The organism is Methylobacterium phyllostachyos, from assembly GCF_900103445.1.
GTDB lineage: Bacteria > Pseudomonadota > Alphaproteobacteria > Rhizobiales > Beijerinckiaceae > Methylobacterium > Methylobacterium phyllostachyos.
In genome coordinates this window covers 303,224-328,406 of record NZ_FNHS01000001.1, presented here as the reverse complement: position 1 = coordinate 328,406, position 25,183 = coordinate 303,224, and the positions used below count along the sequence as shown (strand labels likewise).

Below are 25,183 nucleotides of genomic sequence, written 5' to 3'. Positions count from 1 at the left end.
GCCGTTGTACGGCGCCGCCCGCATCGCCACAAGGATGCTGGTTGATCAATCGATAACGACCAATCCGCGCAAGGAAATGTTGAGCATTCAAGGAAGCATTGAGCATTCCGCAAATGACAGCCCTGTCCAGATTCGCTTAACGACGGCTCTTAAGCGGTGCGGAGGAGTTCGGGTGCGATTTTGCTTGGCATAACGGACGGCCCGACTGGGGCCGCCACTTGCCCCTGGGACTCGGACAGATGAACACTTCCACGCTCACGGACGAACGTCACGCAGGACATCGCATGCCGGGTGCCGCAGGCACGCTCCACCTCACGGCCTCGCCGCTCCCGGTGATCGGCCGCATCCCGGGCGCCCGTCGCGCCACCGGGATCGCGCTGGCCTACGCCGTCGAGGAGGCCGAGATGGCCGGGGCCGACCGGTTCAGCCTGATCGTGGTCGACGCCGAGGGCGAAGAGCTCCACCGGCTCGGCAGCTTCGACGAGGACGATGTGGTCGCGATCTGGCGCGACATCGCGCTGCGGGCCGGGCTGGTGCGCATGATCGTCCGGGAGGATGGGGTGCTCATGCCGGTCACCGAGCAGATCGGCCGGCTGATCCTCGGCCGCGTCCGGATCCGGCGCCGCCATGCGGGGTTGGGCGGTCGCCGCCCGCGCTTCCTGGCCCGGCGCAAGACCGGCCGGTTGCCGGCGCGGCCGCAGATTCACCGCGGCGAGAACGAGATCATCGCCCGGACCTGATCGCGTCGCCGGACTTCAAGAGAGGTTGCGCAGCAGCGCGTCGGCGGTCAGGCCGACGAACAGGATCAGGCCGGCATCGCGGTTCGACCGGAACAGAATCAGCGCCCCGCGTCCGTCACGCTCCCGCAGGGACAGGACCTGCCAAGCGAGATGCCCGGCGAAGGCCGCAACACCTAGGAACCCGACGGCGCCCGCCCCGGCCCGCCACGCTGCCAGCGCCACCAACAGGGCGGCGAGCGCGTAGCAGAGGCCGACCGCGCCCCGGACACGCCGTCCGAACAGGCGCGCGGAGGACCGGATCCCGGCCATCTCGTCATCCTCGATGTCTTGGACCGCGTAGATCGTGTCGTACCCGACCACCCAGCACCACGTGCCCGCGTAGAGCAGCAGCGGCGCGGCATCGAGGCGCGCGAAGACCGCCGCCCAGCCCATCAGCGCGCCCCACGCGAAGGCCAGCCCCAGGACCCCCTGCGGCAGCGGCATGACGCGCTTCATGAACGGGTAGATCGCGACCGGCAGCAGCGAACAGAGCCCGACCAGGATCGCCTGCTCGTTGAACTGCAGCAGCACCGCCAGCCCCACCAGGGCCTGAGCCACCAGGAACAGGGCGGCATGGCGCGGCCGGATCTGTCCCGAGGGGAGGGGGCGCAGCCGGGTGCGCTCGACCTGCGCGTCGAGGTCACGGTCGGCGATGTCGTTGTAGGTGGAGCCCGCGCCGCGCATCGCCACCGCGCCGATCAGGAACAGCAGGCAGTGCCACGGATCCGGGAAGGCTTGGTCCGCCGCGATCGCGGCCAGCGCGGCCGACCACCAGCAGGGGAGCAGGAGCAGCCACCAGCCCACCGGCCGGTCGATCCGCGCGAGGCGGAGATAGGGGCGCCAGGATCGCGGCGCGAATCGCCCGACCCAGTGGCCGGCCACCGCATCGGCCGGGCGTCGATCCTGGAGCACGGTTCCGCCCGTCGGCTGCCCGCTCATCGGCCGGATCTCCGGTCGTCCCGCATGTCGATCCTTCCTCCGCGGCGGAGAAAGGATCCGCGCCGGATCCACAATCCCTTAGAGCCGCGGCCGATCGCGTTGCAATCGGTCGCCGCGCTCATTCTCTGTCGGGATGGGCTCTTACAGAGCGCCCTGCGGCAGCTTGAAGCTGCCGGTCAGGCCCGGGCCGCCGAGCAGGCCGCCACCCTGGCCGTTGGCCTGGGCCTGAGCCTGGGCGCGGGCCTGCGCCTCCATCTTGGTCGCCTGGGCGGCGACGCTGCAGATCTTGGTGCGGATACCGCTGACCTTCAGGTGGTCGGCCTTGAAGCCCTCCGCGAAGGAATCCGGAATCGAGCACCACTCCTTGTTGGCGGTGATCCACTTCAGGCCCTCGGCGCCGTTCGCCTGGAGCTTCCCGAACAGGGCGCAGGCCTCCTGCGGGGTCATCTTCTTCTTCGATTGCGAGGCCGCGTTGGCCTTGCCGACCAGCGCCTTGCGCTCGGCCAGGGTCTTCTGGATGGTGCCGCACTCCGGTGCCGCACCCTGCGCGGAGGCCGCCGTGCCGAACATAACGGTGCCGATCAGCACCGCAGCCCCCAGGCTCAAGCTCCCCTTTGCCATCCCGCAACTCCCTCGACGTCCCTGCCGAATCCGCACACGGCCGGCCCAATTCCGTATTGTTGGGTTCGCCATAGGAATGTGGCGTCAATCGAGCGACAAACCGGCTGTCCAAGACCTCTGTGCATCGAGAGCCGAAAAGCCGCGATCGTAACCCTTTGGCAACACTTTCGCGGGGGCTGGGCGCGTTGACAGGCCGACGGCGCCTTGCGACCACGCCGCCATGCCGGCTTACGATTTCACCGCCCCGCGCCTCTACGTCGCGGCCGACCTCGCCGCGGGCGTGCGGCTGCCGCTGGATCGCGCACAGGCCAACTACCTGCTCAACGTCCTGCGCCGGGGACCGGACGACCCCGTGCTGGTCTTCAACGGCCGCGACGGCGAGTGGCGCGCTCATCTGGCTCAGACCGGGCGGAAGGGAGCCGATCTCCACGTCGCCGCGCAGACCCGCCCGCAGCCCGCGCCAGCCGACATTCATTACCTGTTCGCGCCGTTGAAGAGCGCGCGCCTGGATTACCTGGCGCAGAAGGCAGTCGAGATGGGGGCGGGTACGATCCGCCCGGTGATCACCCGCTACACCCAGGGCGACCGGATCAACATGGACCGCCTGCGCGCCAACACCATCGAGGCCGCCGAGCAGTGCGGTATCCTGGCGATCCCGGATTGCCCGGAACCGGAGCGTCTCCCCAAGATCCTGACCGAGCTCGCCCCGGAGCGGCTCCTCGTGTTCTGTGACGAGGATGCATCCGTGCGCGATCCGGTGCGTGCGCTCGCGGCGGCGGCCGATCCCCAGGCCCCGCCGCCGCTGGCCGTGCTGGTGGGGCCTGAGGGCGGCTTCTCCGCGGAGGAGCGGGCTCTGATCCGGGCCCGGCCCAACACGGTCGCGCTCTCCCTCGGGCCGCGAATCCTGCGGGCCGACACCGCCGCCGTCGCCGTGCTGACCCTGGTCCAGGCCGTTTTGGGCGACGCCCGCTGACGGATCCGCCCGACCGGACGATGTGTGCCCGCGCACATGCAAGCGTTGGCACAGCCGATTGTTCATCGAGATCGGACGTGTCGGCGCATCTCGGTTCACGGCGCCGCGTTGTGGGTTCCCGGCACCTCGACTATGTGCGTGAACGGACGCCGCCTGCGCCACGCGCTCGTTGGGGTCGAGGGCGGGCGTCCGCCCGGTGCCCATTCGCAAGAGGGGGGAACCGGACGGACCCGCCGGAGCAGCCCGGCGCGCCCTCATTCTCGGTCAGACGCACGGGCAGGCAGCGCATGGCGCGCGACAGCAACGACACCACGCCGCTCACCGGGCGTGCCGAATTGATCGAATGGTTCGCGGCGGGCGAGAAGCCACGCGCACGATTCGCCATCGGCACCGAGCACGAGAAGATCCCGTTCTACCGGGAGAGTCGGGCGCCCGTACCCTATGACGGCGACCAGGGAATCAAGGCCCTGCTGGAGGGTCTCGCGCGGGAGACGGGTTGGGAGCCGATCCTCGATCGCGGCCACATCATCGGCTTGGCCGCGGAGGAGGGTGGGGCGATCTCGATCGAGCCCGGCGGGCAGTTCGAGCTGTCCGGCGCCGCCCTGCCGGACGTCCACGCCACCGCGGCGGAACTCGCGACCCATCTTGCGGCCACGAAGCGGGTGGCCGACCCCCTGGGCATCGGCTTCCTGACGCTGGGCATGAGCCCGAAATGGCGCCGGGACGAGACCCCGGTGATGCCCAAGAGCCGCTACAGGATCATGGCGTCCTACATGCCGAAGGTCGGCTCCCTCGGCCTCGACATGATGCTGCGCACCGCCACCGTGCAGGTGAACCTCGATTTCGCCTCCGAGGCCGACATGGTGCGCAAGATGCGCGCCTCGCTGGCGCTGCAGCCGGTGGCCACCGCACTGTTCGCCAACTCCCCTTTCACCGATGGGCGGCCGAACGGGTTCCTGTCGCGCCGCTCCGAGATCTGGCGTGATACCGATGCCGACCGCACCGGCATGCTGCCCTTCGCGTTCGAGGCCGGGTTCGGCTACGAGGCCTATACTGATTGGCTGCTCGACATGCCGATGTACTTCGTCAAGCGCGGAGACATCTACCATGACGTGTCCGGCGCCTCGTTCCGCGACCTGATGGCTGGCAAGCTACCGCAACTGCCAGGCGAGTACGCCACGGTGGCGGATTGGGCCAACCATGCCTCGACCGCCTTCCCCGAGGTGCGGCTCAAGCGATTCCTGGAGATGCGCGGGGCCGATGTCGGCGATCCCGGGATGATCGCCGCGCAGGCTGCCTTTTGGACCGGGCTGCTCTACGACGAATCGGCGCTCGATGCCGCCCTCGACCTCGTGAAGGGCTGGAACGCGGCCAACCGCGAGGCTGCCCGCGCCACCGCCCCGCGTCTCGGCCTCGCGACCCCGGTGGCGAACACGACGCTCGGCGCGGTCGCTGCCGAAGCGCTCGCCATTGCCCGCGCGGGCCTGCGCGCCCGCGGTCGCCGGGACGCCGAGGGACGCAACGAGGCGATCTACCTCCAGCCGCTGGAGGCGATCGTCGCCGCCGGCCGGACCCGGGCCGAGGATCTGCTCGCCGACTATGAGGGCCGCTGGGGCGCCTGCGTGCGCGCCGCCTTCTCGGAATGCGTGTTTTAAGGCCGCGTTGACGTTCTGGGCGCGTTCGCGCGACTCACGGGCAAAGCGTGATATTGGAACGTTCCGAAGCATGAGGTCATGCGCAGGAGAGTGTTCCATGTTCCGCTACGCCGCCGCCCTGCTGGCCGGGACGGCGTCCCTCGCGATCAGCGCCGGTCCGGGCTTCGCCGCCGATCCGCCGCTGTATCGCACCCAGCCGGGTCCGGGCCGCCGCGTCGCCGGGCCGCCGCCGGGGCCGACCCGGCCGCCGCTGTACAGCTACTACGGCGAATATCAGTACCCGGTGCCGTTCGGCTACGGTTACACCTACGCGCCGACGCGCTCGCACGGGTTCGAGTATGGCTATTACGGGCCGCGCTACGCGTGGTCCGACCCGGACTGGTATGACGGTCCGGCCTTCAGCCATCCCGAATGGTGAGCGGAACTGGTTTGCCGACGCGGTCAAGCCTATGAGGCTCCCGGTCGGGATCGGGAGCGCGCCGCATGCAGGACGAGTCGGATAGCCTCGTCCTCGATCTCAGCGGGCTAAAATGTCCCCTGCCGGTCCTGCGGACCCGCAAGGCGCTGCGCCGCCTACCCGCCGGCCGCACCCTCGTGGTCACCTGCACCGACCCGCTGGCGGCGATCGATATCCCGAATCTCGTACGCGAGGAGGGCGCTCGCCTGGACGGGACCGAGCGGGATGGCGATCGCGTGCGCTTTCGCATCTCGCCCTCCGTGAAGCCGCCGCATTCCTGAACGATCCGTCAGGATCTCGCGGATGAGATGGGACCGGTATGGCACCACGGATCGGGGGCGTGCGCCTCGTACACGACGGCTGGGCACGCTTCCTCGTGGCCGAAGTCATTCAAGAGGACGGGACCCGCATGACGCGGGAGATCGAGGATCACGGCCGGGCGGTCGCGGTCCTGCCCTACGATCCGGACCGGCGGGTCGCCACGCTGGTCTCGCAGTTTCGCGCCCCGGTGCTCTACTCGGACGGTCCGGCGACCCATCTGGAAGCGCCGGCGGGCCTGCTCGACGAGGGGACGCCCGAGGACGAGGCCCGCCGTGAGGCGATGGAGGAGACCGGCCTGCGCCTGAGCGCTCTCGATTTCATCGCCAGCGCCTGGTCGATGTCGGGGATCTCCACCGAGCGGATGGATCTGTTCCTCGCCACCTACGGGACCACCGACCGGATCGGGGCCGGCGGCGGCCTCGCGGGCGAGGGGGAGGCGGTCACGGTCCACGAGATCCCGCTGCGGGATCTCGCCGCCATGGCCCGCGACGGGCGACTCACCGACATGAAGTCGCTGACGCTCCTGTTCGCGCTGCAATTGCGTCGACCGGACCTCTTTGCGGATGTGGGTTGAGCTCAACCACCACGTTCCGCGAGTCGCCCCCGGACGACGATGCCGATGAAGCGCCAGGACTTGATGAAGTAGCGGCGGAACAGCCGTCGCGGTGCCTGCAGGAACCGGAAGATCCATTCGAGGCCGAGGCGCTGCATCAGGCCCGGGGCGCGGGTCAGATAACCTGCCGCCACGTTCAGGGCGTCGCCGACGCAGAACACCACGGGATCGCCCAGAACCGCCCGGTGCCGGTCGATCCAGATCTCCGATTTCGGCGCGCCGACGCCCATCACCAGCAGCGTCGTGCCGTGGGCTCGGATCCGTTCCGCCAGCGCCCGGCTGTAATCCGCGTCCGCCTCGAAGCCGAAGGGCGGCACCGCGCTCGCCACAGCCCCCTCCGGCAGGCCCTCGGCCCGCAGACGGGCCGCCAGCGCGTCGGCCGCGTCCTGGCGGGCCGAGACCAGGAAGATCCGCCTCGCGAAGGGCGGCGGGTCGGCCAGCACGCAGGCCAGGAGATCGTGCCCGGTCACGCGGTGGACCTGTCGGCGGCAGGCAGCCCGCGCGAGCCACACCAGGGGCATCCCGTCGAGGGTTCTGGCCGCAGCGCGGTCGTAGGCGCCCCGGAAGGCCGCATCGTCGCTGAGCTGGACGATGTGATCGACATTGGCGGTCACGACCATCCGCGGCCCGTCATCGCGCCGGGCCGCCACCGCGGCCACGATCGATTCGGCGCTGCCGGTCTGGAAGCGCAGGCCGAACAGCTCGACACTCGCGCCCGGAAGCGCCGCACCGGGGAGCAGGGCGGCGGGCAACCGCAGGGGGCGCACATCCCGGTTGTGCGGATCCGCCGGTTTCAAAGCGCTCTCCGCCGAAGCGGGCACCGGTTCGGCGCGCGAGCGCCCGTCAAACCGAAGGCTGAGAGCCGTGTCCGGGTGCGACGCGGACGGGCGGGGATCCACGCGGACTGGCGTCGGCAGGCCGACACGTCGTCCGCTCGGATCTTTTGTGGGGCGCGGAGTGTCCTCGCAAAACCGGTGGCCGCTCTTGCGAAACCCGCTGAGGTCGAGGCCGATCTCCCCGAGGTCACGCATCGGCGGCTCGGAAGCTTGCGGCCGGACGCACTGAAGCGCGCTGCGTCTGGCGGCGGTCGCTGTCGGCGCCCAGCGCCAGGGCGATGGCGCCGCCCAGGAGCAGGCCGAGCACCAGGGCGAGCGGGAGCACAATCTTCGGGGAGGGCGGGAAAGTCCGCTGGCGGGCGGGGGTCGCGGCCGAGATAATCCGCACGTTGGTCGTGTTGAGCCGCTCCTGCTCGCTCGCCTCGCGGGCACGCTTCAGATACGCCTCGTAGACACCCCGGCGGGCCTCCAGCGTCCGCTCCAGCTCGCGCAGGCCGACATAGGCCCGGTCGCTGGACGCCGTCTCGTTCTTCACCCGGTCGAGGCTTCCCCGGATCGCCGCCTCGCTGGCGGCGGCCCGGTCGTAATCCTTCTGGGTCGTATCGATGATCCGCTCCTTCTCGCGCTGGATCAGGCGCTGGAGGTCGCGCTGCTGGGCGTATTGCTCGGCCATGGCCGGGTGGCGCTCGCCGAGGCGGGTGGCGAGTTCGGCGGTGTTGCGCGACAGCGTCGCGTATTGCTGACGCAGGGCCTGCATCTCCAGCGATTGCAGCATCTCGGGCAGCGCCGTGCTCGGATCCGAGGAGCGCATCCGGCGCGCCTGATCCAGGCGTGCCTTCGCCTCCGCGGTCTTGATCGAGGCGGTGACGAGCTGCTGGTTCAGGTCGCCGAGCTGCTGGTCGGTGAGCAGGCGCCCGCTCGAGGCCACCAGCTTGTGATCCTCGCGGTAGCGCACCACCGCGTCCTCGGCCTGCTCGACATCGCGCTTCAGGCTGGCGAGGCGGCCCGCCAGGGCATCCGAGGCGCGCCGGGCGGTGTCCGTCCGGGCCGCGGCTTCCTCGGCGAAGTAGGCGTCGCCGATGGCGTTGGCGATCTGCGCCGCCTTCTCCGGGTCGCGGGACTGGACGGAGACGTCGATCACGAAGGTCCGCTCGGCCCGCCGGACGCTCAGCCGGTTCTGGAGCGTGTCGAGGGCGATGTTGACCGGGTTCCGGCTTCCCGGCGGGGGCAGCATGCCGAGCGCCCCCTTGATCCAGTTGAGCGTCGCGTTGTTGCCGTCCGGCAGCACGAACTCGTCGTCCTGATCGAGGTGCATCTTGGCGATCACCCGGCGCAGGACGTTGTCCGACTGGATCACCCGCACCTGGCTCTCGGCAATCGAGACGCCGCTGTCGGCCTGCGGCTGGCGGGCGTTCACGTCGTTCTCGACCACCCGCAGGTCGCTCGGATCGACCAGGATCTGAATGCTGGACGTGTAGCGCGGCGGGATCAGGCCCAGCAGCGCCACCGCGACCGCGACCATGAACAGGGCGCTGAGCGCGATGAAGCTGCGGCCGCGCCACAGGCGCCGCAGGATCACCTTTGTGTCGTTGCGGGGCGCGACCTCCGGAAGCACGATCCGGACAGGTTGCTCACCGCTTATTCGTGTCGAGAAGTCGAACATACGCCTCGCTCCCTGACCTATCGGGGCGGACCGTTCCGCCCACCGTCCCCGTCGTCGTTCCGTTTCCCTTCAGATCAGTTCCGTGCCGATCTGGGACAGGACCCGGACGAGGGCAGTGTCTTCGATGGTATGTCAGCAATCGCCGTACCGCCAAAGTACTCTCATCCTGATCCGGCAACCGCGGCAGGAAACCGACAGATGATGCGCCTAGTGACAAATCTAACTGTCAACACTTTAAGGCGAGAAAAGCCGTATTCCTGCCGGTGACTACGTACGGGCCTCACACGACGCTGTGAGCGGCGACGATCGAATCCGCGGCGGCATAGGCTGTGGCATCACCCGCGAGGAATCGGTGGAAGCGCACGCCGTCCTCGGCCGCCGCCGCGTTCCAGCGTGCCACGTTGATGCGGCTCGCGTCGGCCGCGCGGGCCAGGCCGTCCCCGGCGAGCCAGGCGACCAGGGCTCGCGCGGCGGCGTCCGGCTCCTCCGGGCGGATCAGCAGGCCGGAGGTCCCGAGCACCTCGCGGAATACGGCCTCGTCCGGCGCCACCACGGGCAGGCCGCCATGCTGCACCTCCAGCAGCGGCAGCCCGAGTCCTTCCGCCTTCGAAGTGGAGAGCAGCACGTGGCAGGAGGCCACGAGATCGCGCAGCTCGGCGTCGGACAGGTAGCCATGCCGGTGCAGGACGGGCGGCGGATGATCGAGGAAATCGTGTCGGCCCCAGCCGACCCGTCCCACGAGATGCAGTTCCGCCGGCACGCCCGCGCGGTTCAGGGCCGCCGTCAGCGCCAGGGCCGCGGGGTAGTTCTTCCGCGGCTCGATGGTCCCGATGGCGAGGAGCCGCAGCGGGCCCCCCCGTCGGTAGGGGGCCGGTCCGGGCAGGTCGCCGAGGCCGAACGCGTCGCGCACGGGCGGGCGCAGCAGCGCGACCCGAGCCCGCGGCGCGCAGACGGCCCGCACCGCCTCGCCGGTGGTCCGGCTGTTGACGAACAGGTTCGGGCACCAGCGCAGGGCCAGGGCGAAGCTCGGGCTCATGTACAGGCGACTGCGCAGGCTCAGATCCTCCGGCCGGGTGAGCAGGAAGGTGTCGTGCACGTAGAGCAGGCAGCGCGACGCCGCGAGCGCACAGAGCGGTCCCGGCGGGAAGCCCGGGAACAGGAGGAGCGCATCCCGGTCCCGGAGGGCATGCAGGGGCAGCGTCAGGTGCTGGGCGGCGACCATGCCCGGCAGCGATCGGCTGGTGACCGGATGGACCGCGTGCGGCGCGAGCCTGTCGGGCGCGAACAGGTCGAGGGTGACCCGCTCGATCCCGGTGACGTGACCGCGCAGATGGGTCTGGTCGAGATAGATCCGGCGGCGTCCGGCCGTTGCGGCGTCCGATCGCGCCGTCACGGCAGGCTCCGGCGTAAGCGTCCCGCGAGATACAGGCAGCGGCGCACAAGGAGGGGCATCCGGCGCCCGAGGACCATCTGCTTGGCCCGCCGCAACCGACGCACGAGGGGCGACGAGGGCGCCTCGACGGTCCCGGTCGCGCCCGGCTGCCGCACGGATGCGAAGGGGAAGTGACCGAGCATCGCCGGCCCGAAGCTTTGCCGCGTGCTCGCATCCCTCAGCCCGTGCCGCCGGAAGACAACCTCCAGCGACAGGGCGGCGGCGGCCGGGCTGTAACGGCTCTCCAGGGCGATCCGCGCGCAGGCGCCGAGCCGGGCCCGCGCCTCCGGGTCGGCGACCAGCTCGGCCAGCGCCTCCGCGAGGGCGCCGGGTCTCACAGGTACGAGGCGGCCCGATACGCCGTCGATGACCGCGGAGGTCAGCCCGGAGGTGCGGTAGGCCAGGGTCGGAACGCCGCACAGTCCGGCCTCGATCGGCGTCTGGCCGAGGGTCTCGTTACGGCTCGCCGTGACGTGAAGGTCGCAGGCACCGTACCAAGCAGCCAGCGTCTCCTCATCGGCGATCAGACCCGGCGCGAACAGGTTGGCGATGCCGAGCCGCCCGGGATCGTCGAGCCGGCCGATCGCCACCACCCCCACCCCCGGCCGCGCCACGGCCCGGAGCGCGGCGCGCAGGTCGTGAAAGCCTTTGTCCGGCCCGTCGACGATCACCGCGGAGATCAGGATCAGCACGGCCTCGGGCGGCAGGCCGAGCCGGCGGCGCAGGGCGGCCCGATCACCGGGGCGGAAGGTTGCGGTCGGGAAGGCGAGCCGGATCGGCTCCGCCACGGAACCGGGGGGCGCGAGCTCCCGGGTGCGCGCGAGGGTCCAGGCGGAGTTGGCGAGCAGCCATGGACCCGCGGGGCTCGCCAGCGCCGCGCGCTTCCTGGCGTGCATGTCGGCGATCCGGCGGGGGGCGAGCTGCGGATACTCGTCCGGACCGGGGCAGGCAGCATCGCAGCCGCCCGCGGCGCGGCCGCAATCGCGGGGATGGGCGCATCGGCCGGTCAGCGGGAACAGGTCGTGCAGCACCAGGGCGACCGGGCCGCGTCGGCGGAGGCGGTCGATCACGTCGAGGCTGCGGGTCGCCCCATGCAGGTTGCCAGCGAGGACGAGGTCGGGACCTGCCGCCGCGATCGCCGCCTCGGCCTGCGGGAAGGTGTCGGTCCATTCAGCCGCCTCCGGGCGGTCGCTCAGCGCGATGGAGGTGAGGCGATGACCCGCCAAAGCGAGGGCTTCGGCGAGGCGCCGCTGCGCCACGCCCGCGCCACCCTGCGTGCCGGTGCCGGTGAGCGAGACGATCGACAAGCCGTCCGGCTCTGTCGGAGCCGCCTTCAGCCGGTGGAGCAGCATGGGGCGACCGATGAATCGGCGGGCTTCCTCCGGGATGGCCGACCACGCCGTTGCGGCATCGAACATCCCATTGGCATCGGGCAGGGCGGCCGCATCGAGCCCCCCGCGGGCCCAGAGCACCGCGCCGCCCGATCCCTCCGTGAAAGCCGGGCAGTCGAGGCCGCGCACCGCCGTATCGAACAGGACGCGCAGGCCCGCCACTGCCTTGGCCTCCGTCAGGGCGGCCTCCAGCGCCAGGGCGATCAGGGCACCGGGGGCGAGGAGATCGCCCGGGTTGAGCCAGAGGAGGTAGTCGATGCCCGGATCGACCCGCAACCGCGCGACGAGGGATCGCGCTTCGCCGGGTGGGACGAGGTCGTGTCGGAGGGCCGGGTAATCCTGGCGCAGGACCGAGGCGACGGTCTCCCGCACGTCCGCCTCAGCCGAGATCAGGGTGACGATGCGGATCCGGGGCCAGGGTCGCCCACCGGGTAGCGAGGCGGGCCGGGCCAAGCCGGGAACGGCCGGTCCGAACGGCCAGTCGGCGATACCGTGGGCTGGCGGTGACAGGGGGGCGGCGTCGGTCAAGGCGGCGTTGGTCAAAAGGCGGCGCGGACAGCGTGTGCGGCGGCAGCCTGGACGGGAATGTTGAAGATTGCCTCTCGGAGATCGCCAAGCCCCGGCGCGCCCTCAGCCGCCCACGCGGATCCGGGCCGGTCCGACCTCCATCCGGCCGATCCGGGCGGCGGCCGGGTAGCCGCCCTGGCGGATGCGGTCCAGGATGGCGTCCGCCCGGTCGGCGGCGCAGGTCACCAGCAGCCCGCCGGAGGTCTGCGGATCGGTCATCAGATGGCGGCGCCAGTCGGGAAGATCGGCCGGCAGGTCGACCTCGGCACCGAACGCGGACCAGTTGCGGTGCGAGGCGCCGGTGACGAAGCCGTCCTGGACCAACGCCGCCGCCCGCGGCAGCAGCGGCAGGGCATCGGCGTCGAGCACCAGCGTCAGGCCGGCGCCCCGGGCGAGTTCGAGGCCGTGGCCGAGGATGCCGAAGCCGGTCACGTCGGTGAGTGCGTGGACGGCGGGCTCGGCGGCGAGCTCCGGGCCGATCCGGTTCAGCAGCGTGGTGGTGGCGACGAAGTCCCGGTATCCGGCCTCGTCCAGGGCCTCGCGCTTGATCGCCGCCGAGTACACGCCGACCCCCAGGGCCTTGGTCAGGATTACGGCGTCCCCGGCCAGGGCGTCGGCGTTGCGCCGCACCGCCTCCCGGCGGCAGGTGCCGATCACCGCGAGCCCGTAGATCGGCTCGGGCGCGTCGATCGAGTGGCCGCCCGCCACCGGGATGCCGGCTTCGGCGCAGATTTCGGCACCGCCCTGCAGGATCCGGGCGACAACCGCAGGCTCGATCTTGCCGAGCGGCATGCCGAGGATCGCGAGCGCCAGGATCGGCCGTCCGCCCATGGCGTAGACGTCCGAGATGGCGTTCGTCGCGGCGATCCGGCCGAAATCAACCGGATCGTCCACCATCGGGGTGAAGAAGTCGGTGGTGGCGATCACGCAGGTGCCGTCGTCCAACTCCCAGACCGCGGCATCGTCCGAGGTCTCGTTGCCGACGAGCAGGCGCTCGAACGGGCCGGCGGCCGGCTGCGCCGCCAGCAGCTGACGCAGGATCGCCGGATCGAGCTTGCAGCCGCAGCCGCCACCATGGGCGAGGCTCGACAGGCGGGGGGCATCGGGCATGGCGGGTCTCCGGTCGGGGGGCGCCTCGTCAGTAACGGGTCGTCACCGCGTTGAGCCAGTCCGGCGAGGCCGCCACGATGGCAGCCTCCGCGCGCTTGTCGAGCCCGGTCAGCACGAGGAGGCCCATCGTCACGAGCAGGACACCCAGCGCAGCCTTCGCGGTGCGCCCAGCCGCCGCGAGCCCGCCGCGCCAGCGCATCAGCGCCTCGCGGGAGACGAAGCCGAGCAGCATCAGCGGCAGGGCGGCGCCGATCCCGAAGGCCAGCATCGTGAGGGCGACGCCCCCGAGATTCTGGCCCCGCGCGGCCATCAGCGAGGCGGCCCCGAGGGTCGGCCCGACACAGGGGCTCCAGGCGGCGCCGAGCAGGAGCCCGACGGCGAACTGACCCGACAGCCCCCCCGGGCCGATACCGCCGAAGCGTTCCTCAGCCCAGGCGCCCACCGGGCCCGCCGCGGTGGCGACCCGGGCCTGGAGGCGGGTTAGCATCAGCACGAGTCCAAAACTCACCATCAGGATTGCGCCGGCCGAGCGGAACGCGTCGCCGTCCAGACCGATGGCAAAGCCGACGGTCGCCACGAACAGGCCGATGGCCGTGAAAGCGATGGCCAGCCCCGCGGCGAGCGCCAGCGGCCCGAGCCGATGCTCCGCCGCCGCCGTCCCGAGGACGATCGGCACCAATGGCAGCACGCAGGGGGACAGGACCGACAGGAGTCCCGCCAGGAACGCGAAGCCGACCGTCCCCAGCATCGTCCAACCCCTCTTGGAGCGCTCGTCCACAGCGTGCAGGCTTCGCTCCCGCCGATCCGGGCGTCAACGCGCCCGCGCGTCACGGTTTCGCGGGAACCAGTCCGCGGACCTGGCGCTTCGGCGGCCATCCGGTTGGCAAGTGCCCCGGTGTTCGACGGAGCCGGCTGGTGACCATCTTCTTCACGGGCGACACGCATTTCGGCGATACGCGGGCCCTGCGCTTCGACCACCGGCCCTATCCGGATCTCGATGCGCACGATGCCGGCCTCATCGCGGCCTGGAACGACGCGGTCGCGCCCGGCGACACCGTCTGGCACCTCGGCGATTTTGCCCTCGGCCCGAGCGGCGCGCGGATCCGCGAGATCCTCGAGGCCCTCAACGGGGAAAAGCATCTGATCGTCGGCAACAATGACGGGCCGGAGACCCTGACGGCACCCGGCTGGGCCTCGGTGTGCCACTACGCGGAATTCGCCGTCGAGGGTCGGATGGTGGTGCTCTGCCACTACGCGTTCCGCACCTGGAACGGCATGAGCCGCGGCGCCCTCAACCTGCACGGACATAGCCACGGCAAGCTCAAGCCGATGCCCAAGCAGTACGATGTCGGCGTCGATCCAATGGGTCCTGCGCCCGTGACGCTCCCCGCAATCCTCGCCTCCCGCTTGCGGGGGAAGCGCTGATTTCCGCTGGAACCTTCACCGCAGCTTCACCGTTTTTGCCCACAGAGACGGGGTGGCCCTGCGCTGCCCCGGGAAACCCGGCAGCGCCCGTTCGGCCTGTCCTGCAACGTGTGCGTGAGTGTAACCGTGAGAGCCAGTTCGGCTACTCTTCTTCGCTGCCTCGCCGGCTCACTGGCGGGCCTCGCCCTGACCTCCTCGGCCCTGGCTCTGCCAGCCTGCCTGGAGGCCCAGCGCAAGGTCGATGAGGCGAATGCCCTGCGCTTCCAGGCACGCCAGGAGGCGCGGCTCGGCAACCACGACCGTGTCTGCGACACGCTCGATGAAGTCGGTGATCGGTACGAGGACGCCCGCGACGCATTCGAGCAATGCGGCGAGGGTGTCGTGGCGATCGACCTTCGAAGCGAGCTGCGCGGCCTGCGGATCGCCAAAAAGATCAACCGCTGCGACTGATCGGGTGCGGCTTCGCACTTCGAGCTGCCCGCTTCCGCAGCAAAGTTCCGTCATGCGCGACGCATGTCGCCCACAAGGTTTGCGCCGATGACCCCCGCCACACTCTCGACCGACATCGACTCGACCTCTGCCGTCCGGACCGGCCCCTCCTTCGCGGCTGCCCTGTGCGGCTTCGTCAGCACCACCGTCGCGACGACGATGCTCCTCGTGCTGATCGGCGCGCTCTGATCACGGCGAGACCGACCAAAATCTCTGGCGGTTGAACAGGATGTCCTGCGTGCTGCCCTTCGGGGCCGCCTCCGGGCGTCGGCCGCAATCCGGCTCCGGGGGCACGGGTGGCCGGCTCGCCTCCGCCAGCGTCACCGGAGCCGGGTTCGACTTCAATCCCAGGCGCGCCTGAACCTCCGGCTGACGGACAGCCGTGATGGTCAGCACGCCGACGATGAGCCCGCCGGCCAAGGTTCCGAGAAAAAAATTCAGCATTGGTGATGCGATCCAGGGCCGGTTCCTAGGCCACACCGTGTCGTCGTTGTCCAACCCGGCGTTATCATGGCCGACCCGCTGCACACGCAGTCTTAACTCCTGCTCTGCGAAATCTGCGGCTAAGCCTGCCCTGCCGGCAGGATTGATGCCGGGGTCTGCACCGCCGATGAACAACGCCGCCAATGCTTACGCCAGAACCGCCCACAGCGCACTGACGCCCCGTGAGGCTGAGTCCCAGCTCCTTCTGAAGGCCGCCCAACGTCTGATCGGGGCCGGCCAGGCCCTCGAAGCCGGCGAGAACGCGCGCCTCAACGAGGCCTTGTCGTACAACCAGCGCGTCTGGACGCTCCTGAGTTCGGAGGCCACCGCCGACGAGAACCCGCTCCCCGCGGACGTGAAGCAGGGCGTCGGGCGGCTGGGCGTGTTCGTGCTGCGCAGCTGCGTCGATACGATGATCGCGCCGACGCCGGAGAAGATCGCCACCCTCGTCTCGATCAACAACCACGTGGCCGCCGGCCTGCAGGGCAATCCCGGCTGAGGTAGGTCTGCCCCTCAGGGGGCGGCGGGCTTGGGCTGATCGGCCGGAGGCAACCGGCCGGCGCTCTCCCACTCGACGAGTTTCCGGCTCAGCTTGAGCGCGCGGTAGTAATCCCCGGCCTCGATCTGTGCCGCGATCGCCGCGATCTGCGGGGCGCAGGCCGGTGCCTCGCGTATCAGGTCCGTGGCCTGACGGAAGAACAGGTCGATCCCCTGCGCCGGGTCGTCGGCGAGGTAGATCACCGTCAGCGTCAGATGGAGCTGCTTGCAGGCCGTATCGGCCTCGCTTTCCGTGATGATCTCGCTCTCGCGCAGGAACTTGCACTGCGTCTCGATCAGGAAGGTCGAGCGGCGGTCGCCGTTGCGCAGTAGGGCGCCGTTGATGATCAGACGCTCGTACGGCTTGAGTTCCAGGCGCAGGGGCATTGCGCAGTCCTTTCTGGAGCGCCGCCCGCCGAGTCCGCCCGGAATCCGGCGGCGGCGCGCGTGTTGAAGCTATGGCCCGAAGCCCCTCCCGACCGCCACGCGATCCGGATTGGCTCGAACGCCTCTCCTTGTCATTTGCAAGTCGTTAACGTTTTGCGAACCCCCACCTTGCTGAGGCGCATTGCAGGCTGCACCAGGGTTGATAAAACTCAGACAAGTCGCGGCCCGGAGAGGGGCCGCCTTGGAGGGGTTGCAGAATGCCGGCATCGTCTGAGAACCGCGCGCGCTATCCAAGCCTTCGGGACAAGCGCGTGCTGGTGACCGGCGGCGCATCGGGCATCGGCGAGGGGCTGGTCGAGGCGTTCGTGGCGCAGGGGGCCCGCGTGGTGTTCTGCGACATCGCGGATGCGGCAGCGGAGGTCCTCGTGGGGCGACTTGCCCCGGGGGCGGCGCATGCGCCACTCTACCGGCGTTGCGACTTGACCGATGTCGAGGGGGTGCGGCGCCTCGTGGCCGAGGCGGAGGCCGATCTCGGCGGCCTCGACGTGCTGGTCAACAATGCCGGCAACGATGATCGCCACAAGCTCGAGGATGTGACGCCCGCCTACTGGGATGACCGCATGGCGGTGAATCTGCGGCACCTGTTCTTCGCCGCGCAGGCGGCGGTGCCGGCGATGCGGCGGGCCGGCGGCGGCGTGATCCTCAACTTCGGATCGATCAGCTGGCATCTGGGCTCGAAAGACATGCCGGTCTACCAGACCGCCAAGGCCGCGATCGAGGGAATGACCCGGGCCCTGGCCCGCGATCTCGGCCGCGACGGCATCCGCGTCGTGACGATCGTGCCCGGCAACGTCCAGACCCCGCGCCAGGCGAAGTGGTACACGCCCGAGGGCGAGGCCGCGATCGTCGCGGGGCAATGTCTCGACGGGCGGATCCAGCCCACCGACGTCGCCGCCCTGGTCCTGTTCCTGGCGTCGGACGACGCCCGGATGTGCACGGGGCACGGTTATTTCGTGGATGCTGGCTGGCGCTGAGCGCGCCTCGCATCGACCTGTCGAGGTTCGGCGCGGATTACGCTCTTCCGGCCTGCCGCCCGCGGGCCGCAAGAATACGTCCGTCGATCGCCGTCAGCCCGCCGGCGATCAGGGCCATGCCGATGAAGTGCCGGGAATCGAGGCGCTCGCCCAGGACGACGGCGCCGAGCAGGATCGCCGAGACCGGGATCAGGAAGGTGACGAGGGAGATATTGGTCGCGCCGGCGGTGGCCAGGATCCGAAAGAACACGATGTAGGCGAGGGCCGTGGATAGCAGCGCGGCGCCGAGCACCGCGCCCCAGACGGTCAGGCCGGGCATCGGCAGGGTCCAGGGTGCATCGACCTCCAGCGCGATGGGCAGGATCAGCAGCGTGGATGCGGTGACCTGCCCGGTCGCCACGGTCAGGGGTGGGACCGCCATCCGCCTGAAGCGCCGGCCGAAGATGCTGGCGCACGCATACGACAGCGCTGCGCCGAGTACGGCCAATTGCGCCAGGAACGTGCTGCCGAGGCCGGCGAGCGCGTCCGGCCCCACCATCACGGCCACGCCGATCAGGCCGATCACGACGCCCGCGAGCCGATGGCCGGTCATCCGCTCGTCCTCGGTCGCCAAATGGGCCAGCGCGACGGTGACGAGCGGTGTCGTGGCGTTGAGGATCGCGGCGAGCCCGGAGGCGATCTGCGTCTGGCCCCAGACGATCAGGTTGAACGGCACGGCGTTGTTCAGGAGGCCCATGCCCAGGAAGGCCAGCCAGACCGCAGGCTCGCGTGGGAGGCGGGTTCCGCGCAGCGCGAGAAAGAGGTTGAGCACGAGGGCGGCGAGCCCGACGCGCAGGGCCACCAGCGTGAAGGGCGGCAGGGCCGCGAGCGCCACGCGGGTGAAGAAGAACGAGCCACCCCAGAGAATGGAGAGGCCGACGAGCATCGCCCATTCGGGCGCCGTCATCCTTGGCGTGTCGGTGGCCGTCATGGCGAATCTCCGATCGGTTCGGAGATCACGTGAGGCTTGGCCGATCAGAGCCGCAACGCGCTTCTTGCTCTCAAATCCGCGCGAAGGTTCCGCCGAGGATCGCCGCTCTGCCGGGACGATCCTCGAAACATCCACGCTCAGGGGCGCCGGGCGAAATCCGCCCCGGCGCCCGGCCGCGCCTCAGTCGCAGGACTCTTTCTTCACCGTCTTGGAATCGCCCATGTCGTCTTCCTTGCGCACCGTCTTGGTGACGCAGCCGTCGCCATGGTCATGGACGGTGACGGACTTCGATTCGGTGGCCGGGCGATCGACCACGACGGCGGGCCGATCGCGCTCGATGACGGTGGTCTGGGCCTGCGCGGCAGCGCAGAAACTCAACACAGCGGCGGTGGTCAACAGGACGGTGCGCATTTCAGGGCTCCAGTACCGGAATTCGGCACCGAGTAACGGCGATCTCACCTTGAGCGTTCCGTTATTCGAAAGGCCCGTGATGCGGACCGAACCCGTAAACAACTTGGCTCGGTCCGCGCGCCGTTCGGCAAGAGGGGAAAGCCGGAGCGACGCCCTGTCTGAGGCCGGGTTTTGCTCCGGTTCAAGCCCGGAGAACTACGTGCGGCGGGACCGATCAGGCACCTCAGCCGCCCGTCATCGGCGGGAAGAAGGCGATCTCGCGCGCCCCCGCGATGGGTGCTCCCGGCTTCACGTGAACGCGGTCGATCGCGGCCCGCACCACGCCCGGATCCTCGAAGGCGTAGGTGTATTCCGCGCCGCGTTCCCGGAGCCACGTGACGAGGTCGGCCACGGTGACGACCGCCGCCGGGGGCGTCAGCTCCTCCTCGGGGCGGCCGATCCGCTCGCGGACCCAGGCGAAGTAGACCAGTTTCATTGGAACACCGTAGCGAGCTGAGCCCCTGAGGGGCCACCGACCGGACCGTCAGCGCGGGTCGTCGATCACGTGCTTGATCCCGGCCCGCATGTAGTCCCAGCCGGTCCAGATCGTGAGGGCGGCGGCGAGCCACAGCAGGGTGATGCCGATCCGCTCCGTGCCCGGCAGCACCGTCTCGCCGGCCGGGCCGGCCACGAGGAAGCCCAGGGCCACGAGCTGCACGGTCGTCTTCCACTTGGCGATCTTGCTCACCGGCACGCCGACCTTCAACTCGGCCAGATATTCCCGAAGCCCGGAGACCAGGACCTCCCGGCACAGGATCACGATCGCCGCCCAGACGCTGGAGCCGACGATCGTGTGATCGGCCGCCAGCATCAGCAGGCAGGCCGAGACCAAGAGCTTGTCGGCGATCGGATCGAGCATCCGGCCGAGCGCGGAACTCTGGTGGTAGGTCCGCGCGACATACCCGTCCAGGTAGTCGGTGATCGCGGCAGCCACGAAGACGCCCAACGCCGTCCACCGGGCGGTGTGCGATTCGGGCCAGAACAGCAGCGCGACCATCACCGGCACCGCGACGAGGCGCCCGTAAGTCAGGCAGTTCGCGAGCGTCCAGGCCGGCGACCGTCGTCGGGGAAGGACGGCGTTCATCGCCGCGGTGAAATCAGAGCGCGGCGCGGGCGTCAACGTCCCGGTGCCGGCCGCGGCGGCGCCCTCGGTGTCGCGCGCGGCCACCGGAGACTCAGGCGCCGGCATGGAAGAAATCATAGACGGCCCGCGCGGTCGCGGCGTTCACCCCCGGCGTTTTGGCCAGATCCTCGAAGGCGGCGCGCTCGATCGCCTTGACGGTTCCGAAGTGGTGCAGCAGCGCGCGCTTGCGGCTCGGACCGATGCCGGCGATCTCATCCAAGGGATTTTTCACCATCTCACGTTTGCGTTTGGCCCTGTGGGTCCCGATCGCGAAGCGGTGGGCCTCATCGCGGAGCCTCTGCACGAAGTAGAGCGTCGGGTCGCGGGGCGGAAGCTTGAAAGGCGGCCGGCCGGGGACGAAAAACGTCTCCCGACCGGCATCCCGGTCACGGCCCTTGGCGATGCCGACAAGCGGGACGTTCGAGACGCCGACCGCGTCGAGGGCCGCGCGGGCGGCGTCGAGCTGGCCCTTGCCGCCGTCGATCAGCACGAGATCGGGCCAAGCCGGGAACGACTCGCCGTCCTCAGCCGGGGCGGCAGCGTCCGGCACGCCGTCTTCGCCGGCCGCCGCGGTCTCGGCGTCTTGCGACGGGCGCGGCGCCTCCTTGGCGAGCCGCTTGAACCGGCGCTGCAGCACCTCGCGCATCATGCCGTAATCATCCCCCGGGGTGAGCTCCTCGGACTTGATGTTGAACGTGCGGTAATGCGTCTTCATGAAGCCCGTAGGACCGGCGACGATCATGCCGCCGACCGCGTTCGTGCCCATAATGTGCGAGTTGTCGTAGACCTCGATCCGGCGCGGCGCCTTCTCCATGCCGAAGGCCTGGCCCAGGGCCGTGAGCAGCTTGCCCTGGGACGCCGTGTCGGCGAGCCGCCGGGCCAGCGCTTCCTTGGCGTTGCGCTGGGCGTAGTCGACGAGGTTCTTGCGCTCCCCCCGCAGCGGCCGGTGGATCTCGACGCGGTAATCGACCCGGCTCGACAGGGCCGCGGCCACGAGTTCGGCATCCTCGATCGCGTGGCTGGTCAGCACCGTGCGCGGTGCCGGCTTGTCGTCGTAGAACTGGCCGATGAACGAGCCCAGCACCTCGTCGGGGGTCATGGTCCGGTCGGCCTTCGGGAAATAGGCGCGGTTGCCCCAGTTCTGGAAGTTCCGGAAGAAGAACACCTCGATGCAGAACTGCCCGGCCTGCTCGTCGAGGGCGAACACATCCGCCTCCTCGACGCCCTGGGTGTTGACGCCCTGCACCCCCTGGATCGCCGAGAGCGCGGCGATCCGGTCCCGGTAGCGGGCGGCCCGCTCGAATTCCAGGGCCTCGGAGGCCTGCTGCATCTCGGCCCGCATCCGGTCCTTCACGGCGTTCGACTTGCCGGCGAGGAACGCCCGGGCGGAATCCGCCATGGCGGCATAGTCCTCTTCGGCGATCTCACCCGTGCAGGGGCCGGAGCAGCGCTTGATCTGGTAGAGCAGGCACGGCCGCGTGCGGTTCTCGTAGTAGCTGTCGGTGCAGGTGCGCAGGAGGAAGGCGCGCTGCAGGGCGTTCACCGTGCGGTTGACCGCCCAGACGCTGGCGAAGGGGCCGTAATAATTGCCCTTCCGGCGCCGGGCGCCGCGGTGCTTGACGATCTGCGGGGCGGGACCGTCCGCAGTGACCAGGATGTAGGGGAACGACTTGTCGTCCCGCATCAGCACGTTGAAGCGGGGCTTCAGTTGCTTGATCAGGTTGGCTTCGAGCAGCAGCGCTTCGGTTTCGGTCGCCGTGGTGACGAACTCCATCGCCGCCGTCTGCGAGATCATCCGGGCGATGCGGTTCGAATGTGCCTGGCCGCGGGCATAGGAGCCAACGCGGGCCTTCAGGTTCTTGGCCTTGCCGACGTAGAGGACGTCCCCGCGATGGTCGAACATCCGGTAGACGCCGGGCGAGGCCGGCAGCGTCGACCAGAAGCGGCGAATCACCTCGGTGCCGGCTTCGACGGCACCCGGCTCGAAGTCGAAGTCGATCTCGGCCGCCGGGTCCTCCGGCAGCGAAGCGTCGGCCTCGTCGGTGGGTTCCTCCCGCTCGGCCTCGCGGCCGTCATCGAACGTATCGGGGGGCAGGTCTGAGAGGGCTCTGCGGCTCATCCCACAGATTTAAGCCTTCCCGCCCCCGAGGGGGACAGGGGCGGCGAAGAAATTTGGCGGGCCGCCCGGCAGGCGCCGGATCAGTCGAACAGCGAATCGATGTCGCTCTGGTCGACGTGACCGATATCGTGGTCGAGCTTCGGTCCGTTGAGCAGGCTGCTCTCGTCGTCCAGCGAGCTCGGCACCGACGGCATGACGGCGATCAGCTCCTTGAAGCTGTCCAGCTCCGACCACGTGTCGATGAGTCGGTCGAGGTGCTCCTCGATGAACTTCATCACGCCGACGATCTTGTTGATCCGCTGGCCGGTCAGATCCTGGAAGTTGCAGGCCTCGTAGGCCGTGATCACCCGCTCAAGGATCACGTCGACATGCTGCTTCATGCCCGGCGGCAGCGTCGCCGCGTTGAGCATGCCGGCATGGGTCTCGATCTCCTCGACCGCGCCCAGCAGCTGCGTCGTCGCCCGCTCGGTCGAATCGACCACGGCGTCGAGCTCGTCGGCCGCCCGGCGCATACCCTTGCCGGTGTATTCCGTCCGGTGGAGGGTCGCCAGCTCCGACTTGGTGCGCGTGATGGCCTCCTTCATCACGTCGAGCTCGGAGCGCATCGCCAGCGCCTCGTGCAGATCGCGGCGGCACGCCTCGATGGTCTCGCTGGCGCTCATCTGCGTGATGCGGCGCAGATCCTGAATGGCGGAGAAGATTTCGTCCAAGCGCTCGTTCGACGGCGGCGCGGCTTGTGGCGGTGCCGCTGTTCCGGGAAGCCCGAGGCTGTCTTCGATGCGGTAGCGCTTCTGAGTCATCGTCCGGGCGTAGGCGTTCGGGGTGCGTCGTCGCGACTGTCTACCATATCGGTTAGCGGACTGTGACTGCCAAGCTTGCTCCGGGATGTTCAGCACGTCTCGGTGAGGCCGGAGTTCACCCGAACGGCGGCGTGCAGACTTTACCGGTGATTCACGCTGCGGTTCCTCAATCGGGAAGAGACTGTCGCGACGGGGGGATTCACCACGTTCCTTCACCCGATTCGCCGAGGTCCGGCCAGATTGTGCCTGCGCCGGGATCGGACGTCCCGGATCGGGAGCAGGGTGTGATGCGGGGTTCGATCCGACTGTGTCTATGGGCGGCGACGGCCGTCTCCCTCTGGTGCGCGCCGGCGCAGGCGCAGCAGGCACGCTATGCCGAAGGCGGCTATGGCGGCGGTCTGATCGAGTATCTCGTCACGGGCGGTGGGCGTTCAGGGCGGGATTGGCCCCAGCGGTACGCGACGTCGCAGCGCGCCGTGTCGCCGCGACCCGCCGCGGCTCCGCAGCGGGTCGAGCCCTATAGCGGCGAGCTGCTGCCGGCCGAGCCGGAACCCGTTCAGGCCTATGCGGCGCCGGTCGCCTACGGGGCTGCGCAGGCCTATGCCACGCCGCAACCCCAGGCCGAGCGAATCGCCCGCGCCGTCGCGCCCGAATATCAGCGTCAGGAGGTGGCGTTCGCCGGGCCTCAGAGGCCCGGGACCATCGTGATCGACACCTCGGGCAAACACCTTTACCTCGTCCAGACCGGCCAGCGCGCCCTGCGCTACGGCATCGGGGTCGGACGGCCCGGCTTCGCTTGGAGCGGCCTCAAGAGCGTCAGCCGCAAGGCCGAATGGCCGGATTGGACACCGCCGGCCGAGATGCTGGCCCGCCGCCCCGACCTGCCGCGCCATATGGCGGGCGGTCCGGCAAATCCCCTCGGGGCGCGCGCCCTCTATCTCGGTTCGTCGCTCTATCGAATCCACGGCACCAACGAGCCGAATACGATCGGCCAGTCCGTCTCGTCCGGGTGCATCCGCATGATGAACGAGGACGTGATCGATCTCTATGAACGCGTTCCCGTCGGAACGCGCGTCGAGGTTCTCTGACGTCGGTCCAGAACCGGACTGACGAAGAAGGGCCCGGCCGCGCTCCATCGCGGCCGGGCCATCGCTGGGATCGACGCGTCGTTCAGGTCCAGTCGCTGTCGTCGCCGCCGCCCATGTCGCCGCCGAAATCGCCGCCCGGATCGCTGAAGCCGGCATTCTGGAAGTCGTTGCCGCCGCCGTTATCGAGGGCCGCCCCGAGATCCTGGTTGCCACCGTCGCCGTAGTAGTTGTTGACGATGGTTTCGCCACCACCCCCGCCGAGGCCCGCGGCCGCGGCGCTGCCGAGGCTCGAATGGCCGCCCGCAAAGGCATTCGAGAGGGCGCTGCCGAGCAGCATGCCGCCCGCGGCGCCGGCCGCCATGGGCAGGGCCGAGGCGAGGAAGCCGCCGCCGCGCGCCGGCGCCTGCGGCTGGCCGCCCCACGGGCCGCCCTGCTGCTGCGGGTAACCCTGTTGCGGATACCCTTGCTGCGGATACCCCTGCGGCGCGCCGCCCGCATTGCCCCAGGGCTGGCCGGCGGGGCGCTGCTGCGCGTAGCCCGGCTGCGGCTCCTGGCGCTGGCTGCTGCCGCCGCCGAAGATGCTGGACAGGAAGCCGCCGCCCCCGGAGGACTGGGCCTGCGTGCCCTGGCTGCGCGCCTGCTCCAGCTGCTGGTTCAGGCTCTTGATGGCCTCCTCCTGCACGTAGATCAGCTGCGCCATCGCATAGGGCGCATAGGGCTGCGCGCGGATCTTGTCGGCGATGAAGCGCTCGGCCTCTGCGTCGCGCGGCTGGGATTGCGCCTGCTCCAGCCGCTGGAAGATGCCCGAGATAACGTCGCGTTCTTCGCTATTCATGGAGTCGTCCTCCTCGAATGATATCCGCGGGCCCGAACGCGCCGCACGGCTGACACGACATGGGAGCGCGGCGACGCTTTGTCAGG

Annotated in this window: 29 protein-coding genes; 12 read left to right on the top strand and 17 right to left on the bottom strand. The window is 69.9% G+C overall.

Going from position 1 to position 25,183, the window contains the following annotated elements:
• Positions 1–284 precede the first annotated feature (284 nt).
• Positions 285–740, top strand: coding sequence for a DUF6101 family protein (locus BLQ49_RS01525; RefSeq protein WP_091712730.1), 456 nt, complete (start codon positions 285–287; stop codon positions 738–740).
• Positions 741–755: 15 nt separating this feature from the next.
• Here BLQ49_RS01525 and ubiA read toward each other — a convergent pair whose 3' ends face one another.
• Together ubiA and BLQ49_RS01515 are read right to left on the bottom strand one after the other, a co-directional pair.
• The gene (ubiA, locus tag BLQ49_RS01520; RefSeq protein ID WP_091712727.1) at positions 756–1,718 is read right to left on the bottom strand and encodes a 4-hydroxybenzoate octaprenyltransferase; all 963 of its coding nucleotides are present in this window, start codon (positions 1,716–1,718) and stop codon (positions 756–758) included.
• A 141-nt stretch (positions 1,719–1,859) separates the two neighbouring features.
• Positions 1,860–2,339, bottom strand: a complete 480-nt coding sequence (locus BLQ49_RS01515) for a hypothetical protein (RefSeq protein ID WP_091712726.1) — start codon at positions 2,337–2,339, stop codon at positions 1,860–1,862.
• A gap of 220 nt (positions 2,340–2,559) precedes the next feature.
• Here BLQ49_RS01515 and BLQ49_RS01510 point away from each other — a divergent pair, with 220 nt between their 5' ends.
• The 5 genes from BLQ49_RS01510 to BLQ49_RS01490 all read left to right on the top strand — a co-directional run bounded on the left by BLQ49_RS01510 (position 2,560) and on the right by BLQ49_RS01490 (position 6,319).
• Positions 2,560–3,312, top strand: a complete 753-nt coding sequence (locus BLQ49_RS01510) for a 16S rRNA (uracil(1498)-N(3))-methyltransferase (protein WP_091712724.1) — start codon at positions 2,560–2,562, stop codon at positions 3,310–3,312.
• Between the two features lie 287 nt (positions 3,313–3,599).
• Positions 3,600–4,967 (top strand): glutamate--cysteine ligase, encoded by a 1,368-nt coding sequence (locus tag BLQ49_RS01505; protein WP_091712722.1) that lies wholly within the window; start codon positions 3,600–3,602, stop codon positions 4,965–4,967.
• Positions 4,968–5,064: 97 nt separating this feature from the next.
• The gene (locus tag BLQ49_RS01500) at positions 5,065–5,385 is read left to right on the top strand and encodes a hypothetical protein (RefSeq protein ID WP_091712720.1); all 321 of its coding nucleotides are present in this window, start codon (positions 5,065–5,067) and stop codon (positions 5,383–5,385) included.
• Positions 5,386–5,450: 65 nt separating this feature from the next.
• A complete protein-coding gene (locus BLQ49_RS01495; protein ID WP_091712717.1) occupies positions 5,451–5,705 on the top strand; it encodes a sulfurtransferase TusA family protein in 255 nt (84 codons plus the stop codon).
• A gap of 38 nt (positions 5,706–5,743) precedes the next feature.
• A complete protein-coding gene (locus tag BLQ49_RS01490) occupies positions 5,744–6,319 on the top strand; it encodes an NUDIX domain-containing protein (RefSeq protein ID WP_091712716.1) in 576 nt (191 codons plus the stop codon).
• Between the two features lie 2 nt (positions 6,320–6,321).
• Here BLQ49_RS01490 and BLQ49_RS01485 read toward each other — a convergent pair whose 3' ends face one another.
• The 6 genes from BLQ49_RS01485 to BLQ49_RS01460 form a co-directional block, all read right to left on the bottom strand.
• Complete coding sequence (locus tag BLQ49_RS01485; RefSeq protein WP_244507385.1) at positions 6,322–7,155, bottom strand: WecB/TagA/CpsF family glycosyltransferase; 834 nt, start codon at positions 7,153–7,155, stop codon at positions 6,322–6,324.
• Positions 7,156–7,381: 226 nt separating this feature from the next.
• Complete coding sequence (locus BLQ49_RS01480) at positions 7,382–8,857, bottom strand: GumC family protein (protein WP_091712714.1); 1,476 nt, start codon at positions 8,855–8,857, stop codon at positions 7,382–7,384.
• A gap of 280 nt (positions 8,858–9,137) precedes the next feature.
• A complete protein-coding gene (locus BLQ49_RS01475; RefSeq protein WP_091712713.1) occupies positions 9,138–10,250 on the bottom strand; it encodes a glycosyltransferase in 1,113 nt (370 codons plus the stop codon).
• On the bottom strand, positions 10,247–12,208 hold the full coding sequence (locus tag BLQ49_RS01470; protein WP_091713096.1) for a glycosyltransferase: 1,962 nt from the start codon (positions 12,206–12,208) through the stop codon (positions 10,247–10,249). The genes BLQ49_RS01475 and BLQ49_RS01470 overlap by 4 nt, the downstream gene beginning before the upstream one ends.
• A gap of 102 nt (positions 12,209–12,310) precedes the next feature.
• A complete protein-coding gene (gene selD, locus BLQ49_RS01465; RefSeq protein ID WP_091712711.1) occupies positions 12,311–13,357 on the bottom strand; it encodes a selenide, water dikinase SelD in 1,047 nt (348 codons plus the stop codon).
• Between the two features lie 28 nt (positions 13,358–13,385).
• Positions 13,386–14,105, bottom strand: coding sequence for a cytochrome c biogenesis CcdA family protein (locus BLQ49_RS01460; RefSeq protein ID WP_091712709.1), 720 nt, complete (start codon positions 14,103–14,105; stop codon positions 13,386–13,388).
• Positions 14,106–14,272: 167 nt separating this feature from the next.
• Here BLQ49_RS01460 and BLQ49_RS01455 point away from each other — a divergent pair, with 167 nt between their 5' ends.
• The 3 genes from BLQ49_RS01455 (at position 14,273) to BLQ49_RS29435 (ending at position 15,460) form a co-directional block, all read left to right on the top strand.
• Positions 14,273–14,782 (top strand): metallophosphoesterase family protein, encoded by a 510-nt coding sequence (locus tag BLQ49_RS01455; RefSeq protein ID WP_091712707.1) that lies wholly within the window; start codon positions 14,273–14,275, stop codon positions 14,780–14,782.
• 126 nt (positions 14,783–14,908) lie between these two features.
• Positions 14,909–15,232 (top strand): hypothetical protein, encoded by a 324-nt coding sequence (locus BLQ49_RS01450; protein WP_091712706.1) that lies wholly within the window; start codon positions 14,909–14,911, stop codon positions 15,230–15,232.
• Positions 15,233–15,319: 87 nt separating this feature from the next.
• The gene (locus tag BLQ49_RS29435; RefSeq protein WP_167627599.1) at positions 15,320–15,460 is read left to right on the top strand and encodes a hypothetical protein; all 141 of its coding nucleotides are present in this window, start codon (positions 15,320–15,322) and stop codon (positions 15,458–15,460) included.
• On the opposite strand, the gene BLQ49_RS01445 is transcribed toward BLQ49_RS29435, so the two are convergent.
• Entirely contained in the window at positions 15,461–15,715 is a 255-nt protein-coding gene (locus tag BLQ49_RS01445; RefSeq protein WP_091712704.1) for a hypothetical protein, read from the bottom strand.
• Positions 15,716–15,860: 145 nt separating this feature from the next.
• On the opposite strand from BLQ49_RS01445, the gene flaF reads away from it, so the two are divergent.
• Entirely contained in the window at positions 15,861–16,253 is a 393-nt protein-coding gene (gene flaF / locus BLQ49_RS01440; RefSeq protein ID WP_244507384.1) for a flagellar biosynthesis regulator FlaF, read from the top strand.
• Between the two features lie 14 nt (positions 16,254–16,267).
• Here flaF and BLQ49_RS01435 read toward each other — a convergent pair whose 3' ends face one another.
• Positions 16,268–16,678: a flagellar biosynthesis repressor FlbT gene (locus BLQ49_RS01435; protein ID WP_091712701.1), complete on the bottom strand. Its 411-nt coding sequence runs from the start codon at positions 16,676–16,678 to the stop codon at positions 16,268–16,270.
• Between the two features lie 257 nt (positions 16,679–16,935).
• Between BLQ49_RS01435 and xylB the strand changes: the two genes are divergently transcribed.
• Positions 16,936–17,712: a D-xylose 1-dehydrogenase gene (gene xylB, locus BLQ49_RS01430; protein ID WP_091712699.1), complete on the top strand. Its 777-nt coding sequence runs from the start codon at positions 16,936–16,938 to the stop codon at positions 17,710–17,712.
• A 37-nt stretch (positions 17,713–17,749) separates the two neighbouring features.
• On the opposite strand, the gene BLQ49_RS01425 is transcribed toward xylB, so the two are convergent.
• The 6 genes from BLQ49_RS01425 to BLQ49_RS01400 all read right to left on the bottom strand — a co-directional run bounded on the left by BLQ49_RS01425 (position 17,750) and on the right by BLQ49_RS01400 (position 23,174).
• On the bottom strand, positions 17,750–18,682 hold the full coding sequence (locus tag BLQ49_RS01425; RefSeq protein WP_167627598.1) for a DMT family transporter: 933 nt from the start codon (positions 18,680–18,682) through the stop codon (positions 17,750–17,752).
• Positions 18,683–18,862: 180 nt separating this feature from the next.
• Positions 18,863–19,093 (bottom strand): hypothetical protein, encoded by a 231-nt coding sequence (locus BLQ49_RS01420; protein ID WP_091712697.1) that lies wholly within the window; start codon positions 19,091–19,093, stop codon positions 18,863–18,865.
• Positions 19,094–19,316: 223 nt separating this feature from the next.
• A complete protein-coding gene (gene moaD / locus BLQ49_RS01415; RefSeq protein ID WP_091712696.1) occupies positions 19,317–19,568 on the bottom strand; it encodes a molybdopterin converting factor subunit 1 in 252 nt (83 codons plus the stop codon).
• A gap of 48 nt (positions 19,569–19,616) precedes the next feature.
• Positions 19,617–20,216, bottom strand: coding sequence for a CDP-diacylglycerol--glycerol-3-phosphate 3-phosphatidyltransferase (gene pgsA, locus BLQ49_RS01410; RefSeq protein ID WP_091713093.1), 600 nt, complete (start codon positions 20,214–20,216; stop codon positions 19,617–19,619).
• 91 nt (positions 20,217–20,307) lie between these two features.
• Positions 20,308–22,374 (bottom strand): excinuclease ABC subunit UvrC, encoded by a 2,067-nt coding sequence (uvrC, locus tag BLQ49_RS01405; protein WP_091712694.1) that lies wholly within the window; start codon positions 22,372–22,374, stop codon positions 20,308–20,310.
• 80 nt (positions 22,375–22,454) lie between these two features.
• Positions 22,455–23,174, bottom strand: a complete 720-nt coding sequence (locus tag BLQ49_RS01400; protein ID WP_091712692.1) for a protein phosphatase CheZ — start codon at positions 23,172–23,174, stop codon at positions 22,455–22,457.
• Between the two features lie 287 nt (positions 23,175–23,461).
• Between BLQ49_RS01400 and BLQ49_RS01395 the strand changes: the two genes are divergently transcribed.
• Positions 23,462–24,262 carry a L,D-transpeptidase gene (locus tag BLQ49_RS01395; RefSeq protein WP_091712690.1) on the top strand — a complete coding sequence of 267 codons (801 nt, stop codon included), beginning with the start codon at positions 23,462–23,464 and terminating at the stop codon, positions 24,260–24,262.
• An 82-nt stretch (positions 24,263–24,344) separates the two neighbouring features.
• On the opposite strand, the gene BLQ49_RS01390 is transcribed toward BLQ49_RS01395, so the two are convergent.
• Positions 24,345–25,097 carry a DUF2076 domain-containing protein gene (locus tag BLQ49_RS01390; protein WP_091712688.1) on the bottom strand — a complete coding sequence of 251 codons (753 nt, stop codon included), beginning with the start codon at positions 25,095–25,097 and terminating at the stop codon, positions 24,345–24,347.
• Between the last annotated feature and the right edge of the window lie 86 nt (positions 25,098–25,183).